This window comes from Streptomyces sp. NPDC051664 (assembly GCF_044453545.1).
Classification (GTDB): Bacteria; Actinomycetota; Actinomycetes; order Streptomycetales; family Streptomycetaceae; genus Streptomyces.
The window spans coordinates 1-17090 of record NZ_JBITCU010000017.1 but is presented as its reverse complement, the minus strand read 5'-3'; the positions used below and the strand labels follow the sequence as shown (position 1 = coordinate 17090).

Genomic DNA, 17090 nt, shown 5'->3' with positions numbered 1-17090 from the left:
TTCGCCGTGGACCAAGACCTGCGTCCGCGTTCGTTGCGAGGCGGCCGTTCGTACGGCCGCCTCCCACACCTGTGCTGTCTGGTTCTACGAGTCGATCGGATTCGCTCTGCGCCGCCGCACCAACTACCTGGCCGCCGCACCAACTACCTGTTGGCGCGTAGCCGGGACGGCCGGACGGAACAGATGGCGCAGCTGTGTTGTTGTGCGTCGTGGCGATATGGGCATGACTATGATCTCCGGACGTTGCGCGGCGCTGCCGCCCCGCGTAGCGTTCCGGGCAGGTTATGAGTGTCAGCGTCAAGCCCTGGCTTGCTGACCGGCAACCCTCCTGCGCGGCGGGGTGCTCCAGGTGACGACCAGGCGGGGCCTGTCCGGGTTTCGCAAGCGCGAGGCCCTCGGGCCCGCCGAGCCGGAAGGGCGGAGGTGACGGTCATGCCACCCGTGTCCTGCCCGCCTGTCAGGGTTCTTGTCCCGCGGCGCAGCGTCCACCTGTACTCCCGGCCCCACATCGACCTGCAGCGTGTGGCCGGCGCGCTCTGTTGTTCCTGACCTGCTCTCCCGCCGCCGAACCTCCGGACGAGAGTCGGCGATCACATACGGTCGATCAGGAAGGCACCCCTTTCGTGTCCTCATCTCCTTCTTCGCTGTCTTCATCGCTTCACCTCGCCGTGGCCCTCGACGGCGCGGGCTGGCACCCGGCCGCCTGGCGCGAGCCGGTGGCCCGACCCAGGGACCTGCTCACTGCCACGTACTGGTCCGACATCATCACGGAGGCCGAACACGGCCTGCTGGACTTCGTGACGATCGAGGACGCACTCGGGCTCCAGTCCTCGCGCTTCACGGAGCCCGACAGTCGTACCGACCAGGTGCGTGGGCGGCTGGACGCGGTGCTCATCGCCGCCCGCGTGGCCCCGCTGACCCGGCACATAGGGCTCATACCGACCGTGGTCGCCACCCACACCGAGCCGTTCCACATCTCCAAGGCGATCGCCACCCTCGACTATGTGAGCACCGGTCGTGCCGGCCTGCGGATCCAGGTGTCGGCGCGGCAGAACGAGGCGGCCCACTTCGGCCGCCGTGCGTTTCCGCGTTTCCGCATCGAGGATCTGGACGGCCCGGCCGTACGGGAGCTGACCGCCGAACTCTTCGAGGAGGCCGGCGACTACGTCGATGTGGTGCGCCGCCTGTGGGACAGCTGGGAGGACGACGCCGATATCCGGGACGCCGCCACAGGCCGCTTCATCGACCGCGACAAGCTGCACTACATCGACTTCGAGGGCAGACACTTCAGCGTCAAGGGCCCCTCGATCACACCCCGGCCACCACAGGGACAGCCGGTCGTCAGCGCTCTGGCGCACCAGAGTGTGCCCTTCCAACTGGTAGCTCGTTCAGCCGACATCGGGTACGTCACCCCGCACGACACCGACGAGGCCCGCGCAATCGTCGACGAGATCCGCGGCGAACAGGCTGCGGCGGGGCGCGCGGAGGACCCCCTGCACATCTTCGGCGACCTGGTGGTGTTCCTCGACGACGACCCTGCAGCGGCGACGGCCCGCCGAGACCGCCTGGACGGCCTCGCGGGTTACGCCTACACCAGTGACGCGAAGGTGTTCACCGGCACGCCCGCGCAGCTGGCGGACCTGCTCCTGGAGTGGCAGCGGGCCGGACTGGCCGGCTTCCGGCTGCGCCCCGCCGTGATCGGCCACGACCTCGAGGCGATCACCCGCGGTCTGGTGCCCGAACTGCAGCGCCGCGACGCCTTCCGGCGCGCCTATGAGGCCGACACCCTGCGCGGGCTGCTCGGGCTCACCCGCCCCGTCAACCGCTACGCCACCGTCTGAGCCGGAGGGACCACGACCATGAGCACCAGCAAGGGATCCGGCAAGCCACTCAAGCAGATACATCTCGCGGCCCACTTCCCCGGCGTCAACAACACCACCGTGTGGAGCGCCCCCGAGGCCGGCAGCCACATCGAGTTCAGCTCGTTCACGCACTTCGCGCGCACCGCCGAACGCGCCAAGTTCGACTTCCTGTTCCTCGCCGAAGGGCTGCGGCTGCGCGAACAGGGAGGGGAGATCTATGACTTGGACGTGGTGGGGCGCCCCGACACCTTCACCGTGCTGTCCGCCCTCGCCGCTGTCACCGAACACGTCGGTCTGACCGGCACCATCAACTCCACCTTCAATGAGCCCTACGAAGTGGCCCGCCAGTTCGCCAGCCTCGATCACCTCTCGGGCGGGCGCGCAGCGTGGAACGTCGTCACCTCGTGGGACGCCTTCACCGGCGAGAACTTCCGCCGTGGCGGCTTCCTCCCGCAGGAGGAGCGGTACTCCCGGGCCAAGGAGTTCCTGGCCACCGCGAACGAACTGTTCGACTCGTGGCATGGTGACGAGATCGTCGCCGACCAGCAGGCCGGCTCCTTCCTCCGGGACGCGCGGGCCGGAGCTTTCATGCACAAGGGACAACACTTCGACATCGAAGGGCAGTTCAACGTCCCGCGTAGCCCGCAGGGCCGTCCGGTGATCTTCCAGGCCGGCGACTCCGACGAAGGCCGCGAGTTCGCGGCCTCCAGCGCCGACGCGATCTTCAGCCGGTACAGCGCTCTCAAGGAAGGTCAGGCGTTCTACACGGACGTCAAGGGCCGCCTCGCCCGCCACGGCCGGACCCACGACCAACTGCTGATCCTGCCCGCCGCGACCTTCGTCCTCGGTGACACGGACGCCGATGCGCAGGAGATGGCCCGCGAGGTGCGCCGCCAGCAGGTCAGCGGCGCCACCGCGATCAAGCACCTGGAGTTCGTCTGGAACCGCGACCTGTCCGGGTACGACCCGGAGGGGCCACTTCCCGACATCGACCCGGACCTCGGCGAGCACACCATCGCCCGCGGCCGCGCGCAGGTACGGATGTACCGCGACCCGCTGGCCACAGCCCGGGAGTGGCGGGAGCTCGCGGCCGCGAACAAGTGGTCGATCCGCGACCTGGTCATCGAGACCGGCAACCGCCAGGCCTTCGTCGGCTCCCCGGCCACCGTCGCCGAGACCATTGACTCCTTCGTCCAGGCCGACGCCAGCGACGGCTTCATCCTCGTCCCGCACATCACCCCCAGCGGGCTGGACGCCTTCGCCGACACCGTTGTCCCGCTGTTGCAGGAGCGCGGCGTGTTCCGCACGGAGTACGAGGGCAGGACCCTGCGCGACCACCTCGGCCTGGCCCATCCCGATGCCGACTCGCCGGTTGAGCGGGTGGCGTCATGAAGTTCCTGGCCATCACTCTCATCATCCACGCCCCGGACCCGGTGACCGGCGTCAGGAAGCCGACCAACGAACGCTTCCGCGAGGTGATCGACAACGCGGTGCTGGCGGAGGAGCTCGGGTTCGACGGCTTCGGCGTCGGCGAGCGGCACGAGCGGCCGTTCATCTCCTCCTCACCGCCGGTCGTGCTCAGCCACATCGCCGCGCTCACCTCCCGCATCCGGCTGTTCACCGCCGTCACCACCCTCAGCCTGCTCGACCCTGTGCGCGCCTACGAGGACTACGCCACGCTGGACCATCTGTCCGGGGGCCGCCTCGAACTCATCATCGGCAAAGGCAACGGAGCTGCCCAGCGCGAGCTGTTCCACGTCACGCCCGAGGACCAGTGGGACCGCAACGCCGAGAGCTATGAGCTGTTCCGCCAGATCTGGCGCCAGGACAAAGTGACCGCCTCACCGCGCTTCCGCCCCGAGCTGGCCGAGGCCGAGGTGTGGCCGAGGCCGTTCCAGCAGCCCATCCGAGTGTGGCACGGCAGCGCCACGAGCCGGGAGTCGGTGGACCTCGCCGCACGCTACGGCGACCCGCTCTTCTCAGCGAATGTCACCAATCCGATCGAGCCGTACGCCGAACTGATCCGCTACTACCGTCAGCGGTGGGAACACTACGGCCACGACCCCGCCCAGGCCGTGGTCGGCGCGGGGACGGCCGGCTTCTGCACGACCCGGACCTCGCAGGAGGCCATCGCCGCCTACCGGCCGGTGTTCGAGGGCTATCTCGCGTTCCAGAAACGGCTGGGCGTCGAACCGGTGTTCCCGACCTTGGAGGACTTCGTCGAACGCAGTTCGGCGCTGATCGGCAGCCCCCAGCAGGTGATCGAGAAGGTGCACCGCTACCACGAACAGTTCGGGCACACCGTCCTGCACCTGCACCTGCACGCGGACGCGGGCGGTCTCACCGACGCCCAGCACCGAGACTCCCTCGAGCTCTTCCAGTCCGACGTGGCCCCCGTGCTGCGACGTGACATCCCCGATCCGTCGTTCGCCTGGGGCCCGGTCCTCGCCGAGTCCCCGCCGGCGCCAGAGCCCGTGTCCCTCGACACCGCCCGCTGAGGAGCACCCCGACCATGCCCAGCATCCCCCTCGGGGTCCTCGACCTCATACCGATCTCGTCCGGCTCCACGGCCACCGAGGCGTTGCGTAACACCATCGACCTCGCCCAGCAGACCGAACGATTCGGCTACGCCCGTTACTGGTTCGCCGAGCACCACCTCAACCCGGGCGTAGCCGGCACCTCACCTGCCGTCGCGCTCGCCCTGACCGCCTCCGCGACCTCGACGATCAGGATCGGCTCCGGGGCCGTGCAGCTGGGTCACCGCACCGCGCTGTCCACCGTCGAGGAATTCGGCCTCGTCGACGCCCTGCACCCCGGGCGGCTCGATCTGGGCCTCGGCCGCTCGGGCGGACGTCCCCCCGAGCGCAAGGGCGGGTCCTTGCCGACCACGACCTCCGTCGTCGACGGACGCGCCCTCAACGGGCTGAGGATCCCGCCGAGGTTCTCCTTCGAACACCTGCTGGGCTCACCCCGGATCGCGCTCCAGCAGCTGCTGCTGTACCAACCGGGCGCCAGAGCTCAGGAGTACGGTGACCAGATCGACGACATCCTCGCGCTCCTGCGGGGTACTTACCGGTCCGCGGACGGCGTCGAGGCGCACGCCGTCCCCGGTGAGGGCGCCGACGTACAGGTGTGGATCCTGGGCAGCAGCGGCGGACTGAGCGCCGACGTCGCGGGACGCAACGGCCTGCGTTTCGCCGCGAACTACCACGTCAGCCCGGCCACCGTACTGGAGGCGGCCGACGGGTACCGCGCTGCGTTCCAGCCCTCCGAGGAACTCGCCAAGCCCTACGTCAGCGTCTCTGCCGATGTCGTGGTCGCCGAGGACGACGCGACGGCTCGCGAACTCGCTGCCGGCTACGGCCTGTGGGTCCGCAGCATCCGCACGGCCGAGGGCGCCATCGAGTTCCCCACTCCGGAACAAGCCCGCGCCCACCCTTGGGCCGACGCCGACCGGGAGCTGGTCGCCGACCGCGTCGACACCCAGTTCGTCGGATCCCCCGGGCGCGTCGCCGACCACCTCGAACGACTCCAGGAGGCCACCGGAGCCGACGAGTTGCTCATTACCACCATCACCCACGGCCATGCCGACCGGGTGCGGTCCTACGAGCTTCTGGCCGAGGAATGGAAACGCCGCTGAGCCGTGCCGGCCGGGTCAGCATCGGGCCGGGGGCTCGATACCACTTCTGAAGTCTCGGCGAGAAGGTTATCGAGCTGATCATCGTCTCCCGCGGCCACCGGGGGCCGAGGTCGGCGGTGCGCCACACCGGTTCCACACCCTGGACGTGGCAGGAAACGTGGTCACACCACCGCGTCCAGGGTTTCACGCAGACCGACCGCGGCGACGCCCCGCCTGTGATGAGCAGGGCGGATTCTGAGCCGTGTTCGGGTCGGGAGTGTCAGGCGGCGAAACACGAGCAGCCGCCGTTGCACTTTGGTTCGGTGCAACGGCGGCCGAGTCGGCAGGGCCGGTTACTACAGCTCCCGCTCGATCTGGTTCTCGCTGACCTTGTCTTCGCGCATGGTCGCCTCGTTCTGGACGGCGTAGCGAGCCTGCGCCCCGCTGCCCTCCGAACTCCGGATCTCGCCCCGCTGAAGCTCGTCCTGGTGGTCCCGGTACTCCACGTGCTGTCCCTTGCGGTAGGGCATGGGAATCTCCAAATCTCGTGTGGATCGGTGGGGGCTTGTCCCGCCCGTTCGGCGGGGCCGCTCCTGCGCCGGCGACTATCGCCAGGCGCACTGACAGCCCACCTCCAACGACACGCACCTGCAACCACTACGGGCCGAATGGGGGACGTCTCGCCTGCCTTCGTTCGTGCGCTTCGGCGCAGTTTGCGGTTCAGCAGCCCTCTTCGAGGTATGAGCCGTGATGCTGGGCCAGCTCAGGCAGCAGCCCGACCAGGCGCACGCAGCTCGCACCGACAATGGGGGCAGGGTTCCCAACACCCGGCGGACGCACCAAACGAAACGACCTGGCGGAGACGGGCCGGGGCCGGTCACGGTCAGTGCCGTCAGGGGCCGGGGCGGTGGCCGAACCGTACGCCTTCCCACGGCGCTTCCGCCGGGAACGACTCCGTGCGGCGCTGGCCGGCCTGGCGTGGGGCGGCACGTGCGATCTCGGGCTTCGCGTCCTCGATCCGCTCCAGCCACTCCAGCAGTTCCCTGCGCAGCTCGTCGGCGACCGCTCGGTGCGAGGTGAGTCCGGCCAGGTTGTCCAGCTCGTAGGGGTCGGCCGCCAGGTCGTACAGTTCGGTTTCCGCATAGCGGTCCGCGTCCGGCTCGTTCCAGGCGTCCGCCCCCGGTGCCTCCACCGCGTACTTCCACCGGGAGGTGCGTACCGCGCGGCCCACCCGGTCTTCGCTGATCTGGACGAACGCGGAGCCGGGCCGACCGGGATCACGGCCTCCGCCGGTCAGCGGAAGCAGGGAGCGGCCCTGCACGCCGTCCGGTACGGCGATGCCCGCAGCTGCCAGCAGCGTGGGCATCAGGTCCACCGTGCCGACCGGTTCCCGGACGAGCCCGCCGCCGGTGAACCCGGGCCCGGTGAGCGCGAGCGGCACGCGGACGGATGCCTCATGGGCCGAGCGTTTGTACTCACTGTTACGGGTACGGAAGTGGGAACCGTGATCCGCCGTCCACGCCAGCACCGTGTTGTCCTCGGTCCCGAGGCTCCGTAGGGCGTCGCGTAGCCGTCCCACTCCCTCGTCGACCCGCTTGATCTGGCCGAGGTACCCGGCGAGATGGCGGTGAGCACCGCCTTGCGGGGCGCCCGGAGCGAGCGCGGCCAGGTCCGGCGGCAGCCAGGTGCCCTCGTAGCGCTCGCGGTATCCCGCGGGGGCCGGGTAGTCGTCTGTGGGGTTCTGATGGTGCGGTTCCAGCAGGGAGAGGAAGAGCAGGTACGGTCGGTCGTGGTGGTCGGCCACGAACCGGATCGCCGCGTCGATCAGCGCGTCGGAGCGCTAGCCGGGAAGCCGGACCGGCTCGCCGTCCTCGTCGTACACCACCGTGCGGTAGGCGTCCGAGGTGAATTCGAGTCGGTCCGAGGCGAGCCACTTCCCATAGCCGCCCCGGCGGCCGGTCGGCACGGGGCCGTCCTCGCCCGCCAGATGCCATTTGCCGATGTAGCCGGTCGCGTACCCGGCAGCGGCGAACGCCCCGGCGAGAGTGGGGATGTCCTGCGGGAGCGGCAGCCCGTTGCGGAACACGCCCGTCGCGGTGGGGAAGCGGCCGGTCTGCAGGGCCGAACGCGCTGGGGCGCAGACCGGGTTCGGGGTGATCGCCTGCTCGAACAGAGTGCCTTCGCGGGCGATCCGGTCGAATTCGGGAGTCACCCCCGCCCGGTTGCCGTGCGCACCGGTCGTGTCCCAGCGCTGCTGGTCGGTGAGGACCACGATCACCTGCGGGGCCGCCCCGGCGGGCGACGCCGGGGCCCCGCCGGCCGGGGCGGGTGCCTCACGGTGCGGGGCGGACCCGGTCATATGCCGGCCTTCTCCGCCACCGGCGTTGCCGAGGCGCCGGAAGCGATACCGAAGGCGGGGTCGGGTACCTTTTCGGGACTGATGAGGGTGGAGGAGCGGCCGTCCACACCGACCGGGACGTCGCCGTCGATGGTGACGCGGCGGAGCTTGCGCTCGTGGGTGTCGGAGTCGTCCACGCCGTAGTGCTGGGTGGCGCGGTTGTCCCAGATGGCGACGTCGCCGGTCTGCCACTGCCAGCGCACGGTGTTCTCCGGCCGCTCGATGTGGGACTGGAACAGGTCGAGGAGGGTGCGGGAGTCGCGGCCCGTAAGTCCGCTGATGCGCTGGACGAAGTTGCCGAGGAGCAGGATGCGTTCGCCGGTCTCGGGGTGGACACGCACCACCGGGTGCTCGGTGAGGAACTTCGTCGAGGTGAATACCTCCCGGTACTGGGCGAGCGCCTCGGGCAGGGCGTTCGGGCGCAGGGCCGCGTAGTCGTAGTCGTTGGAGTGGACGGCCCGCAGGCTGTCGGCCAGGGTGCGCAGCTGCTCGGGCAACTCGGCATAGGCGGCAGCGGTGTTGGACCACAGGGTGTTGCCGCCGTACGGCGGAATGGTCACGGCTCGCAGGATGGAGAATGCCGGGTAGGCGGGCACGAAGGTGACGTCGGTGTGCCACTGGTTGGCCCGGCCACCGTGGTCGGAGTCGATGCCGAGCGCGTAGCGGCCGTCGGCGGACGGGACGGTCGGGTGGGCGACCGGGGTACCGAGGAGCCGTCCGAACGCCTCGTGGCTGTCCTCGTCCAGGTGGTCCTGGGCACGGAAGAAGACGACCTTGTGGGCCAGCAGCGCGGCCCGGACGGCTGCGACGGTCTCGGGGTCGAGGTCGCCGCCGAGGCGCACCCCGGAGATGACGGCGCCGAGTTGGCCGCCGACCTTCTGGACGGTGACGGTGGAGGCGGTGGTTGCCGAGGACATGGCGGGATTCCCTTCGGAAGCCAAGATCGCTCATTGATTAATCTTGGAGAGGAAGTAATTGAGTCGAGCGGGGCGCCCGAGAGCGGACGCGGACGGTACGAAGTGCTGTGTGAAACGGTGAAGTCGTGGGGCGGGGTGGAGTCGCCGGGAGTGCGGGGCCCATGCGGCCGGAGCGGCCGGTCAGGCAGCGGTACAGCGGCCCGGACACGCCTGCGGCATTGCGGGGCGGCCGGCGTGGGCGGGCCGCGCATCGGGAACGGCCGTCACGAACATGCCTTGGAGAGTTCCAGCGCCCCGCAGCGGACGTCAAGCGCACATCCGCTCCCCGGCGGCGCCCGACAGTGGTTGAATCGGCGCTTGCGCAAGGCCGGGACCTGTGCGCAAACGCACCGTCAAACCCCATCTGATCAGCGGCTTTCCCTGTGATCCTGTACGGGTCACGCACCCTGTCCCGAAACCGGGCGGGAGCCCCGGGGCGATTTCATGCCGCCGTAACGTTGCGACCGCCGCCGCGACGCAGAACCGAAGGAAGGCCCCATGACAGCCGCCCCCCACATCCCCCGGACGACCGGTGACGGCCGGCGCGAGGCCAACGCCGCCACAGTGCTGCGCACAGTGCTCGATCACGGGCCTGTCGCCCGCATGACGATCGCTGCACTCTCCGGTCTCAGCCCGGCCGCCGTCTCGCGTCAGTGCACCGACCTGGTCCGCGTCGGACTCGTGCGAGAACTGCCCGAACTGGTGGAGAGCAGTGGTGTGGGCAGACCTCAGATCCCGGTCGACCTGCACACCGGGGAGCCCGGAGGCCCGGTGGCAGGCGGTGTCCACATCGGCGTGCCCGGATCGACGTTCGGCCTGTTGGACCTGCGCGGCCGGCTGCTGGCCCGCCGCACGCTCCCGCATGACGGCATCGCCTCCGGGGATCTGTCGCGCCAGATCCTCCACGGACTGCGCGCGTTTCTCGCCGACGCCGGGAGAGGCCGTCGGTTGCTGGGAGTAGGCGCTGCCCTCGGCGGCTGGGTGGATTCCGGCCTGGGGACGGTCGTGCGGCACGACGCGCTGGGCTGGCACCAGCGGCCGCTCGCCGCCGAACTCGCCCGTGGCCTGGGCGGACTTGAGGTGCGGATCGACAATCACGCCCGGGCCATCGCGCAGTCCGAGATCCTCTTCGGCCGGCCCGCGGCGCGCCGCAGCCTGGTCCATCTCTTCGTCGGCAATGTGGTTGACGCGGCCCTGGGCATCGCCGGGGTGGTCCACCAGGGGCCGGGGTCAGGTGCGGGGGACGTGGCGCATCTGCCCGTACCGGACTCCACGGTCACCTGCCCATGCGGGCGGTCAGGCTGCCTGGAGGCGACGGCCTCCGACACGGCCGTCGCGCTGACCGCCGTGCGGCGCGGGATCGTGCCCGACCCCGATGTGTTCCTGGTGGTGGACGCGGCGGCGGCCGGGGACCGGCGTGCGGACCGGCTGCTGCGCGAGCGGGCCCGCGCGGTCGGCCGGGCGACGGCCCTGATGCTCGACGTCCTCAACCCCGATCTGGTCGTGGTCACCGAGCACTCCAGCATGCTCAATCCGGATTACCTTGAGGAGATCCGGGGCGCGGCGGTCGATCTGTCCCACGTCTGCCGGGACCCCGAACGGATCGTCAGTCCGCATGCCGGGACGACGGTTCTGCCCGTCGCGGCGGGCACAATTCTCCTGAACCCGCTGTTCAGACACCCTTTGGCGACGTTCGACCGGTAGCCGCGCGTAAGGGGCGTGAAGGGGTTTCGTACCGGGATTGGGACATACCAGGTTGACCGCCCGGCGAAGCCACTGTCATATTGCTCCCGTGAACTCGGACATGCGCCTCGTCTCCCGCGGGCACGTCGACCTCTGTCGACAGGCCAGCGCGGTCTGTGCTGTCCACAACTGACCCGGACCCTTCGCCCCATGGCCCCGCCGGGGCGTCCGCGGCTCATCGCTGACACGGCACCTCCTGAGCGACTCTCCCGGCCGAGGCCGTAGCCCCGAGTCTGCGTACCGCGTTCCGGCCTGATCCGCCGGCCCGGTCTCTCTCCCCTTCCGACGGGCAGCTTCTGACGCCGCTCGTGCTGATCCGTACGCCCTGGGAGCTGTGGCTCGCAGCGCTGTACGGCCACGGCCTTCTCCTTCAATTCCTACCGCAGCGGAATCAATGAGCAGCGCGCCCGCCCCACCTTCACCATCCCTCACCGTCACAGGCAGGCTTCGATGACCGAGCTGTACCCCTCCATGCCCGCCGGACCGTCCCGGCGCTCCACGCTGCGCGCCGCAGGCGGCGGCTCCCTGCTTCTCGGACTGGGTCTGGCGGGCTGCCGCTCGGCGGTCTCGGAGACCTCGTCCGCTCCCAAGAGCGCCACCCCGAAGCGCGGCGGCATTCTCAGCGTCGCCGTCAACAGCGACTTCACGCCCAGCTTGCTGTTCTCGCAGAGCGGGCAGTCCTTCCAGCACCGGCTGATGGAACCTGCGCCAGATCCTGCCCACGGTCGACTTCGACAGACCACTGTGCTGGGCCATCGACGTGCGCGACCAGTGGGTGGCGTTCTTCGGCAGTTGTTCCGACGTGGTGACCACCACAGCTTCCACCTGATCGACGCTGATGGTGGGTGGCCGGCCCGGCCGGAGCTCGTCCACCAGCCCGTCCAGCCGCTCGGCGATGAACCGCCGTCGCCATTTGCGGACCGTGTCCGCGGCCACCCGCAAATCCCGGGCGACCGCGACAATCGGCGGCACCTCCGGCCCCGCACACGCCAGCACAATCCGCGCCCGCAGCGCCAGCGCCTGAGCCGATGTCGCCCGACGCGTCCACCGCTCCAACTCCGCCCGCTCCTCCACGGACAGCAGCAACGGTTCCAGCTTCGGGCCCCGACGAGGAACTGACGCACCAGCAGTAGAAGTCACATACCAACTAACGATCAACTACTGGCGCAGGACACTAGGGGCGTAGGGAACGCCGTCCACCCCATCGCGTCGCGAAATTCAGCGTCTTGCACACTTCGCGCGCGGGCCCTCGCAAGACTCTACGCCCGTCTGCTCCGGGTTGGCCATGTTTCGTGATGATTTCAGAACGTGCACTATGTGGCGGCTCGGCTCATATGCCGGGTCGTCTCTGGGCGTCCAAAGCCGATCGGCAGCGGCGAAGGATGACCAATGGCGACCAGCCTGAGGGAGTGAGCCTTTTCCAACCTGATGGTGCTGGTGGGCAGTTGGTGGGCTGTACGAACTGGCGAAACTCCTGGTGGACGGGTTCTCGACCGAGATCACCCGCGTCTGCCAGGAGCTTCGTTTGCTTGTCCACCGTCGGCGATCGATCTGTCCACCGCGAGCCTGCGGCGCCTTTCGCGCGAGCGGTCCGCGCACCGGCACGGGATCGGCACGCGTTGGCGGCGGCTCACGCCGGGCCGGCAGGCCCTGCTGGTCCTGGCCCACCTGCGCTGCGGCGACACCTACGCTCAGCTCGCCGCCGGGTTCGGACCGCTTGGGTGGCGAGTGGACGGGTGGGGGATCAGGGTGGTGTCGAAGTCGCCGTCGGCGATCTCGCGGGCGAGCTGTGCGAGCTGACGTTGGTGGGCGCGGGCGTAGGAGCGGAAGGCGGTGAACGCGTCGTCGAGTGAGATGTGCCAGCGTTCCGCGAGGATGCCCTTGACCTGTTCCAGGACGATGCGGCTGGTGAGCGCGTACTGGAGTTGGGCACGCTCGATGTGGCTGAGGTCCAGGGTGCGTTGCTGCAGGATGGCGATGGTCGCGATGTCTGCCAGGGCCTGAGCGAGGGTGATGTCCTGATCACTGAGAGGGTCGGGGTCGGTCTGGAACAGGGCGAGTGCGCCGATGACGCGGCCGCGTAGCCGTAGCGGGAGTGCGTTGGTGGCCACGAAGCCGGTGTCGTGGGCGCGGGTGGCGAACTGCGGCCAGCTCTCCGTGGACTTCGGATCGGTGAGGTTGATGTTGGTGCGGGCCTGGCCGCTCTTGTAGCACTCCACGCAGGGGCCTTGGTCGTGCTGCAGGGCGAAGAGCTCCAGCAGCCGGGTGTGTTCGTCGGAGGCGGCGATGGTCTGCAGGATGTCGTGCTGGTCGGACAGCAGGATGCCGACCGCCGCCACGTCCAGCAGTTCCATGCAGCGCACCGAGAGCTGCTGGAGGAAGTCGATGAGGTCGAAGTCGTCGGTGAGGGAGTCTGCGACTTCCACGAAGACTTCGGTGAGCCGTTGTTCGCGGGGCATGTCGATCAGTCCTTGTCTACGACGGTCGGGGGCATGCCGTTACCGTTGTGGTCCAGGCGGAGTCGCCGGTCCACCACGTCCTGGGAGATGGCGGTGATGGAGCGCCCACTGCTGTAGGTATGCGCGCGCAGCCGCAGCAGGGCCTGGGGCAGGGAGAGTTGGACGCTGACCGTGCCCGTCGCCTGGTGGATCACGGCGTGCTGCAGGGTGGGCGGGGAGCCGGCCGGGGTCGGCCCAGACGCGTGACTCGCCGCTGCCCAGGCACCGGGCGGTTAGCGCGGCGGCCAGGATCAGCGCGTCGTCTGCCTGTTGCGCGGTCAGCGGGCCCCGGGGGCGCGGCGTATGACGGCCAGAACGCCTGTGCGGATCACGCCCATCCCCATGGGAATCAGAAGACCGCCCGGGCCGGCAGGGCGGGGGCCTCCATGGCCAGCGCGGGCCAGCGCGCGAGACGCACGTCGGCCAGGTCGGGCACCCGCAGCATCGCGCCGGTACGGGCCGCGTCGGGCCCGGGGCCCTTCCCGAGGGTGAGCTGAAGGTCTTCGAGGCGGCGCGTCGCTGAGTCCGAGCACCACAGGAGCTCGGTGAGGTCGCCCTCGATGACCAGGGAGACTGCGAGGCCGTCCACGCCCATTGCGCCGGTGCCGACCGCGGTGACATCGGGGATCTGGCCGGAGCCGTCGTCGGATTGCAGCAGACGCAGAACCCAGACCATGCGGTCACTGATCACCCACCACCACCTTGTCCCGTGCCGTCGGCGCCGGCGGGCTCTTGGTCATGCTTCCGGGCCCGGTCACAAGGCCAGCGGTGTGGGACGCCCGGCGGCCAGGTCGTCCACGACGGCGGCACACGCCGCGGGTACCAATGGCCGGTCGTAGAGGAGGAAGCCGGTGGCGGTCAGATCCAGGAGGCGGGTCAGCATCTGACTCGGGTGGCGCAGACACAGCGACCCCCCGGCCGTGGTGGTGAGCCGAGATGCGACCAGGAAGGCATTGAGGCCGCTGACATCGCAGAAGGTGAGGAGGGTCAGGTCGATGTCGACCGTACGGATTCCGTCTCCCAGGCAGTTCTCGATCACCACGCGCACGGAGCGTGCCGTCTGCAGGTCGAGTTCACCTGACAGGGTGATGGTCGCGTGGCTTCCCCGGTCGTGCCGGTGGATGTTCAAGCTCGACAGAACAGGCATAGTGCCTCAGTTCTTATGACCACCTGGTGCAGCGCTGGGCGGGCCTGGAATTTCGGCTACGCCTGGCACGTATTCCGCGTGGTCGGACGCCTCTACAGGTCAGGCAAGAGCGACGGATAGCAACCCTGTTGCAGGGCTGTGAACCCGACCGGCTTCGCCTCGAAGGTGGGCCTGTGGTGATCCAGACGAACGATCTACCCCCGCAGGCACCGCCACGCCAACAGCATTGGGTCACGCCGGGGTCTGGGACGTCCATCGCAGCATAGCCCTCGCGCCCATCCCCCGGCAGCCGTTCCTCGGCCACCGCCGTCCACCGACCCTGCGGCACCTTCCTCCGGCGTACGGCACGGGACTTATTTGAGCGGGGAGGAACCACGGAGACGTCTTCTGCATGCGGTCTGGAGCACCGGTCATCACGGTCAAGCCGAACGCGGCGCCCGCCGAACCTCAGACATGGTCGCACGACCGCTCAGTCTTGATGCGGTCCGGAGGCAGAAATTCTGGGCTTGCGGGAAGCGCGACCGGTATTGCGGAAACTGACCGCCCGCTTGGAGGAGGTGGTCAGATCGGCGAAAGCCTGGGACGTACCCGGGGCGGCTTCACGACAAAGATCCACCTCTTCGCCGATGGGCGCTGCAGGCCCCTCAGCTTCCTCCTGACACCGGGGCAGTACGGCGACGGCCCCCAGCTCGAGGCCGCGCTGGAGAAGATCTGTGTGCCCCGCACCGGGGTCGGGCGGCCCCGCAGCCGGCCCGACCACCTCATGGCGGACAAGGTCTACACCTCCCGCAAGAACCGCCGCTACCTGCGGCAACGCGGAATCCGGCACACCATCCCCGAACGCCTCGACCAACAGACGCATCGCCACAATCGTGGTTCCCGCGGCGGCCGGCCCACAGGCTTCGACAGCGAACGCTACAAGAAACGCAACACCGTCGAACGCGCCATCAACCGGTTGAAGGGCTTCCGGGCCGTCGCCACCGGCTACGAGAAACGCGCCTAGGTCTTCCTCGGAACCGTCACCCTCGCAGCCCTCACCATCTGGCTCCGAACTTGATCCAAGAGACAGTGCGCCGGACTCACCTCTGGTCTCTGTAACGAGCTTGCAAGAATTGATGTGGGGGCGGGCTGGTTTGGCGGTTTGGCTCACCAGGGGCGGGTGATGGTGTTGGTGTCCAGAGTTACGGAGCCGTCGATGGCCAGGGTCTGGCCGTTGACCGTCACGCCGGCGTTCACGGTGATCGAAATCTGGGCCAGCACCCTTCCTGCGAAGTCGGTGTCGGTGCCCAGAGTGGCTGAACTACCGATCAGCCAGATGACGTTCCTGGCTGTGGCGCCATTGATGAGGAGCACGTGGCTCGCGGTTGCAGTTGTCAGGGTCGATCCGATCTGGAAGATCCAGTCGGCGTTGCGGTCCCCCTGGGCATCCAGTGTGAGCGTGCCGGTGAGCCCGATGGAGGAGGCCGCGTTGTAGACGCCGGGAGTGAGCGTCACGCCGCCGAGGTCTCCGGAGATGCCGGCATCCGGGATCTGGCCGGCGGCGTTGTCGTATGTCGTGATCAGGTCGGCATGAGCTGCGACGGCGGCGGCATCCGAGTTGTGGATGGTTCCGTTGACCTGGCCGGGCGGGAATCCGGTGATGGACACTCCGGGGCTTACTCCGAGGTCTCCGGTGACGCTCGAGAGACCGGTGTTGGTGACCGACGCTCCGCCCAGGACCGCGAAGCGTCCCAGGTAGGTGTAGGCGTCCGAGGCGGTGGTGGTGCCGCCGAGGGTGGTGACGGAGACATCGGCCGAGCCGAGTGCTCCTGCTGGTACCAGGGCGTCGATCTCGGTGTCCGAGGCGACCCGGTAGGAGAGGGCGGGTGTGCCGTCGAAGGTGACGCTGGTGGTGTAGGAGAACGCGGTCCCGGTGATGACGACGAGGTTGCCGCCGTCCACCGGTCCCGAGTCGAGGGTGACGGCAGTGATGGAAGGCGAGTTGAGATAGGTGTAGGTGACTCCGCTGGCGATTCCGCCCCTGGTGGTCACGGTGACCCCGACCGGACCTGCGGCGGCCGCCGCTGGGACGGTCACGGTGAGCTGGCCGTCGGAGTCGACGGTGAACACGGCGGTCTGCGTACCGAATCTGACCTCGCTCGTGGTGGAGAGGCCGAGGCCGGTGAAGATCACCGTATTGCCGCCTCCCAGAGGGCCCGCGGGAGGCGGGTCGATGCGGAAGGAGGGCGGCGGCAGGTAGTAGAAGCTGCCCACAATGCCCGTTCCGCCGACGGTTGTGACGGAGACCGGGACGGCACCGTGACCGGAGGGGGTGATGGTGGCGTTGGTGCTGTCGCTGACGACCATGAAGCTTGCAGCCTGGCGGGAGCCGTAGCGCACGGCGGTGGTGCCGGTGAAGTGACTGCCGGTGAGGGTCACTGCGTCGCCGCCGCCGGTGGATCCCTGGTTCGGTGAGACCGCCATAGGGGACTCCTTGAGTCCATCGCGTCGACGGACACGGAGCACTTCGGGCCGCCTTGTCCCGTCGACCATCACAGCTGTTCGTTACTCGAAGTAGCCCACTGACGAGAGGCCTTGGCCATGGCCAGGGCGCCATTTCACCCGAAAGGGGAGAGCGCGGCGGTTGGGGACCGGTGAGAGCAAGGCGCCGGGGCGGACAGGGTTGAGGTCGCCGAGCTGCTGTGTCATGGGGCGGGCCGCTCAATCCCAGCTCCACGGATAGTACTAACAGCTATTCGTGCGTGCGCCGCTAACGCTCCGTATGTACCCACCGAGCGCTCGACTGAATGGCTGGCATCTTGTCAGGGCCCTTGTGGCCATGCCACCCGAATGGGTTACTCGAAGTGTCCGTTTCGACGGATGTATGA

At 69.0% G+C, this 17090-nt stretch carries 15 protein-coding genes, 4 pseudogenes and 1 riboswitch; of the genes and pseudogenes, 9 read left to right on the top strand and 10 right to left on the bottom strand.

What is annotated here, in order from left to right; genetic code table 11:
* Positions 1 to 280: 280 nt before the first annotated feature.
* Positions 281 to 393, top strand: a riboswitch (SAM riboswitch).
* 39 nt (positions 394 to 432) lie between these two features.
* The 5 genes from ACIA8E_RS27160 to ACIA8E_RS27140 all read left to right on the top strand — a co-directional run bounded on the left by ACIA8E_RS27160 (position 433) and on the right by ACIA8E_RS27140 (position 5502).
* On the top strand, positions 433 to 549 hold the full coding sequence (locus tag ACIA8E_RS27160) for a putative leader peptide (RefSeq protein ID WP_329166781.1): 117 nt from the start codon (positions 433 to 435) through the stop codon (positions 547 to 549).
* Between the two features lie 74 nt (positions 550 to 623).
* Positions 624 to 1841, top strand: a complete 1218-nt coding sequence (locus tag ACIA8E_RS27155) for an LLM class flavin-dependent oxidoreductase (RefSeq protein WP_399301920.1) — start codon at positions 624 to 626, stop codon at positions 1839 to 1841.
* Between the two features lie 18 nt (positions 1842 to 1859).
* Entirely contained in the window at positions 1860 to 3254 is a 1395-nt protein-coding gene (locus ACIA8E_RS27150) for an NtaA/DmoA family FMN-dependent monooxygenase (RefSeq protein ID WP_399301919.1), read from the top strand.
* Positions 3251 to 4360 carry an LLM class flavin-dependent oxidoreductase gene (locus ACIA8E_RS27145; RefSeq protein WP_399301918.1) on the top strand — a complete coding sequence of 370 codons (1110 nt, stop codon included), beginning with the start codon at positions 3251 to 3253 and terminating at the stop codon, positions 4358 to 4360. The genes ACIA8E_RS27150 and ACIA8E_RS27145 overlap by 4 nt, the downstream gene beginning before the upstream one ends.
* 14 nt (positions 4361 to 4374) lie before the next feature.
* Positions 4375 to 5502: an LLM class flavin-dependent oxidoreductase gene (locus ACIA8E_RS27140; RefSeq protein ID WP_399301917.1), complete on the top strand. Its 1128-nt coding sequence runs from the start codon at positions 4375 to 4377 to the stop codon at positions 5500 to 5502.
* 335 nt (positions 5503 to 5837) lie between these two features.
* Here ACIA8E_RS27140 and ACIA8E_RS27135 read toward each other — a convergent pair whose 3' ends face one another.
* The 3 genes and pseudogenes from ACIA8E_RS27135 to ACIA8E_RS27125 form a co-directional block, all read right to left on the bottom strand.
* A complete protein-coding gene (locus ACIA8E_RS27135) occupies positions 5838 to 6011 on the bottom strand; it encodes a hypothetical protein (protein WP_399301916.1) in 174 nt (57 codons plus the stop codon).
* Positions 6012 to 6373: 362 nt separating this feature from the next.
* Positions 6374 to 7840: pseudogene (locus ACIA8E_RS27130) on the bottom strand (sulfatase-like hydrolase/transferase).
* Entirely contained in the window at positions 7837 to 8796 is a 960-nt protein-coding gene (locus ACIA8E_RS27125) for a TauD/TfdA dioxygenase family protein (RefSeq protein WP_399301915.1), read from the bottom strand. The pseudogene ACIA8E_RS27130 and the gene ACIA8E_RS27125 overlap by 4 nt, the downstream one beginning before the upstream one ends.
* Positions 8797 to 9333: 537 nt before the next feature.
* Here ACIA8E_RS27125 and ACIA8E_RS27120 point away from each other — a divergent pair.
* On the top strand, positions 9334 to 10539 hold the full coding sequence (locus ACIA8E_RS27120; RefSeq protein ID WP_399301914.1) for an ROK family protein: 1206 nt from the start codon (positions 9334 to 9336) through the stop codon (positions 10537 to 10539).
* A 100-nt stretch (positions 10540 to 10639) separates the two neighbouring features.
* Complete coding sequence (locus ACIA8E_RS27115) at positions 10640 to 10711, top strand: putative leader peptide (RefSeq protein ID WP_399302016.1); 72 nt, start codon at positions 10640 to 10642, stop codon at positions 10709 to 10711.
* Positions 10712 to 11012: 301 nt separating this feature from the next.
* Here the strand turns inward: ACIA8E_RS27115 and ACIA8E_RS27110 are convergent, their stop codons facing one another.
* Together ACIA8E_RS27110 and ACIA8E_RS27105 are read right to left on the bottom strand one after the other, a co-directional pair.
* Complete coding sequence (locus ACIA8E_RS27110) at positions 11013 to 11225, bottom strand: hypothetical protein (RefSeq protein WP_399302023.1); 213 nt, start codon at positions 11223 to 11225, stop codon at positions 11013 to 11015.
* A 73-nt stretch (positions 11226 to 11298) separates the two neighbouring features.
* Positions 11299 to 11574: pseudogene (locus ACIA8E_RS27105) on the bottom strand (helix-turn-helix domain-containing protein); the annotation flags it as partial.
* A gap of 513 nt (positions 11575 to 12087) precedes the next feature.
* Here ACIA8E_RS27105 and ACIA8E_RS27100 point away from each other — a divergent pair.
* A pseudogene (locus tag ACIA8E_RS27100) lies at positions 12088 to 12291 on the top strand (transposase family protein); the annotation flags it as partial.
* Here the strand turns inward: ACIA8E_RS27100 and ACIA8E_RS27095 are convergent.
* The 4 genes from ACIA8E_RS27095 to ACIA8E_RS27080 all read right to left on the bottom strand — a co-directional run bounded on the left by ACIA8E_RS27095 (position 12270) and on the right by ACIA8E_RS27080 (position 14223).
* A complete protein-coding gene (locus ACIA8E_RS27095; RefSeq protein ID WP_399301913.1) occupies positions 12270 to 13037 on the bottom strand; it encodes a GAF domain-containing protein in 768 nt (255 codons plus the stop codon). The pseudogene ACIA8E_RS27100 and the gene ACIA8E_RS27095 overlap by 22 nt on opposite strands.
* Before the next feature lie 5 nt (positions 13038 to 13042).
* Positions 13043 to 13231 (bottom strand): hypothetical protein, encoded by a 189-nt coding sequence (locus ACIA8E_RS27090; RefSeq protein ID WP_399301912.1) that lies wholly within the window; start codon positions 13229 to 13231, stop codon positions 13043 to 13045.
* Positions 13232 to 13425: 194 nt separating this feature from the next.
* Positions 13426 to 13767: a hypothetical protein gene (locus tag ACIA8E_RS27085; RefSeq protein WP_399301911.1), complete on the bottom strand. Its 342-nt coding sequence runs from the start codon at positions 13765 to 13767 to the stop codon at positions 13426 to 13428.
* Between the two features lie 63 nt (positions 13768 to 13830).
* Positions 13831 to 14223: an STAS domain-containing protein gene (locus tag ACIA8E_RS27080; protein ID WP_399301910.1), complete on the bottom strand. Its 393-nt coding sequence runs from the start codon at positions 14221 to 14223 to the stop codon at positions 13831 to 13833.
* Between the two features lie 571 nt (positions 14224 to 14794).
* Between ACIA8E_RS27080 and ACIA8E_RS27075 the strand changes: the two are divergent.
* Positions 14795 to 15226: pseudogene (locus tag ACIA8E_RS27075) on the top strand (IS5 family transposase); the annotation flags it as partial.
* A 143-nt stretch (positions 15227 to 15369) separates the two neighbouring features.
* On the opposite strand, the gene ACIA8E_RS27070 reads toward ACIA8E_RS27075, so the two are convergent.
* Positions 15370 to 16686: an ice-binding family protein gene (locus tag ACIA8E_RS27070; RefSeq protein ID WP_399301909.1), complete on the bottom strand. Its 1317-nt coding sequence runs from the start codon at positions 16684 to 16686 to the stop codon at positions 15370 to 15372.
* Positions 16687 to 17090: the final 404 nt, after the last annotated feature.

Coding starts and splice junctions, on each gene's coding strand:
- ACIA8E_RS27160 (WP_329166781.1), top strand. CDS start 433: ATGCCACCCGTGTCCTGCCCGCCTGTCAGGGTTCTTGTCCCGCGGCGC.
- ACIA8E_RS27150 (WP_399301919.1), top strand. CDS start 1,860: ATGAGCACCAGCAAGGGATCCGGCAAGCCACTCAAGCAGATACATCTC.
- ACIA8E_RS27145 (WP_399301918.1), top strand. CDS start 3,251: ATGAAGTTCCTGGCCATCACTCTCATCATCCACGCCCCGGACCCGGTG.
- ACIA8E_RS27140 (WP_399301917.1), top strand. CDS start 4,375: ATGCCCAGCATCCCCCTCGGGGTCCTCGACCTCATACCGATCTCGTCC.
- ACIA8E_RS27135 (WP_399301916.1), bottom strand. CDS start 6,011: ATGCCCTACCGCAAGGGACAGCACGTGGAGTACCGGGACCACCAGGAC.
- ACIA8E_RS27125 (WP_399301915.1), bottom strand. CDS start 8,796: ATGTCCTCGGCAACCACCGCCTCCACCGTCACCGTCCAGAAGGTCGGC.
- ACIA8E_RS27120 (WP_399301914.1), top strand. CDS start 9,334: ATGACAGCCGCCCCCCACATCCCCCGGACGACCGGTGACGGCCGGCGC.
- ACIA8E_RS27095 (WP_399301913.1), bottom strand. CDS start 13,037: ATGCCCCGCGAACAACGGCTCACCGAAGTCTTCGTGGAAGTCGCAGAC.
- ACIA8E_RS27080 (WP_399301910.1), bottom strand. CDS start 14,223: ATGCCTGTTCTGTCGAGCTTGAACATCCACCGGCACGACCGGGGAAGC.
- ACIA8E_RS27070 (WP_399301909.1), bottom strand. CDS start 16,686: ATGGCGGTCTCACCGAACCAGGGATCCACCGGCGGCGGCGACGCAGTG.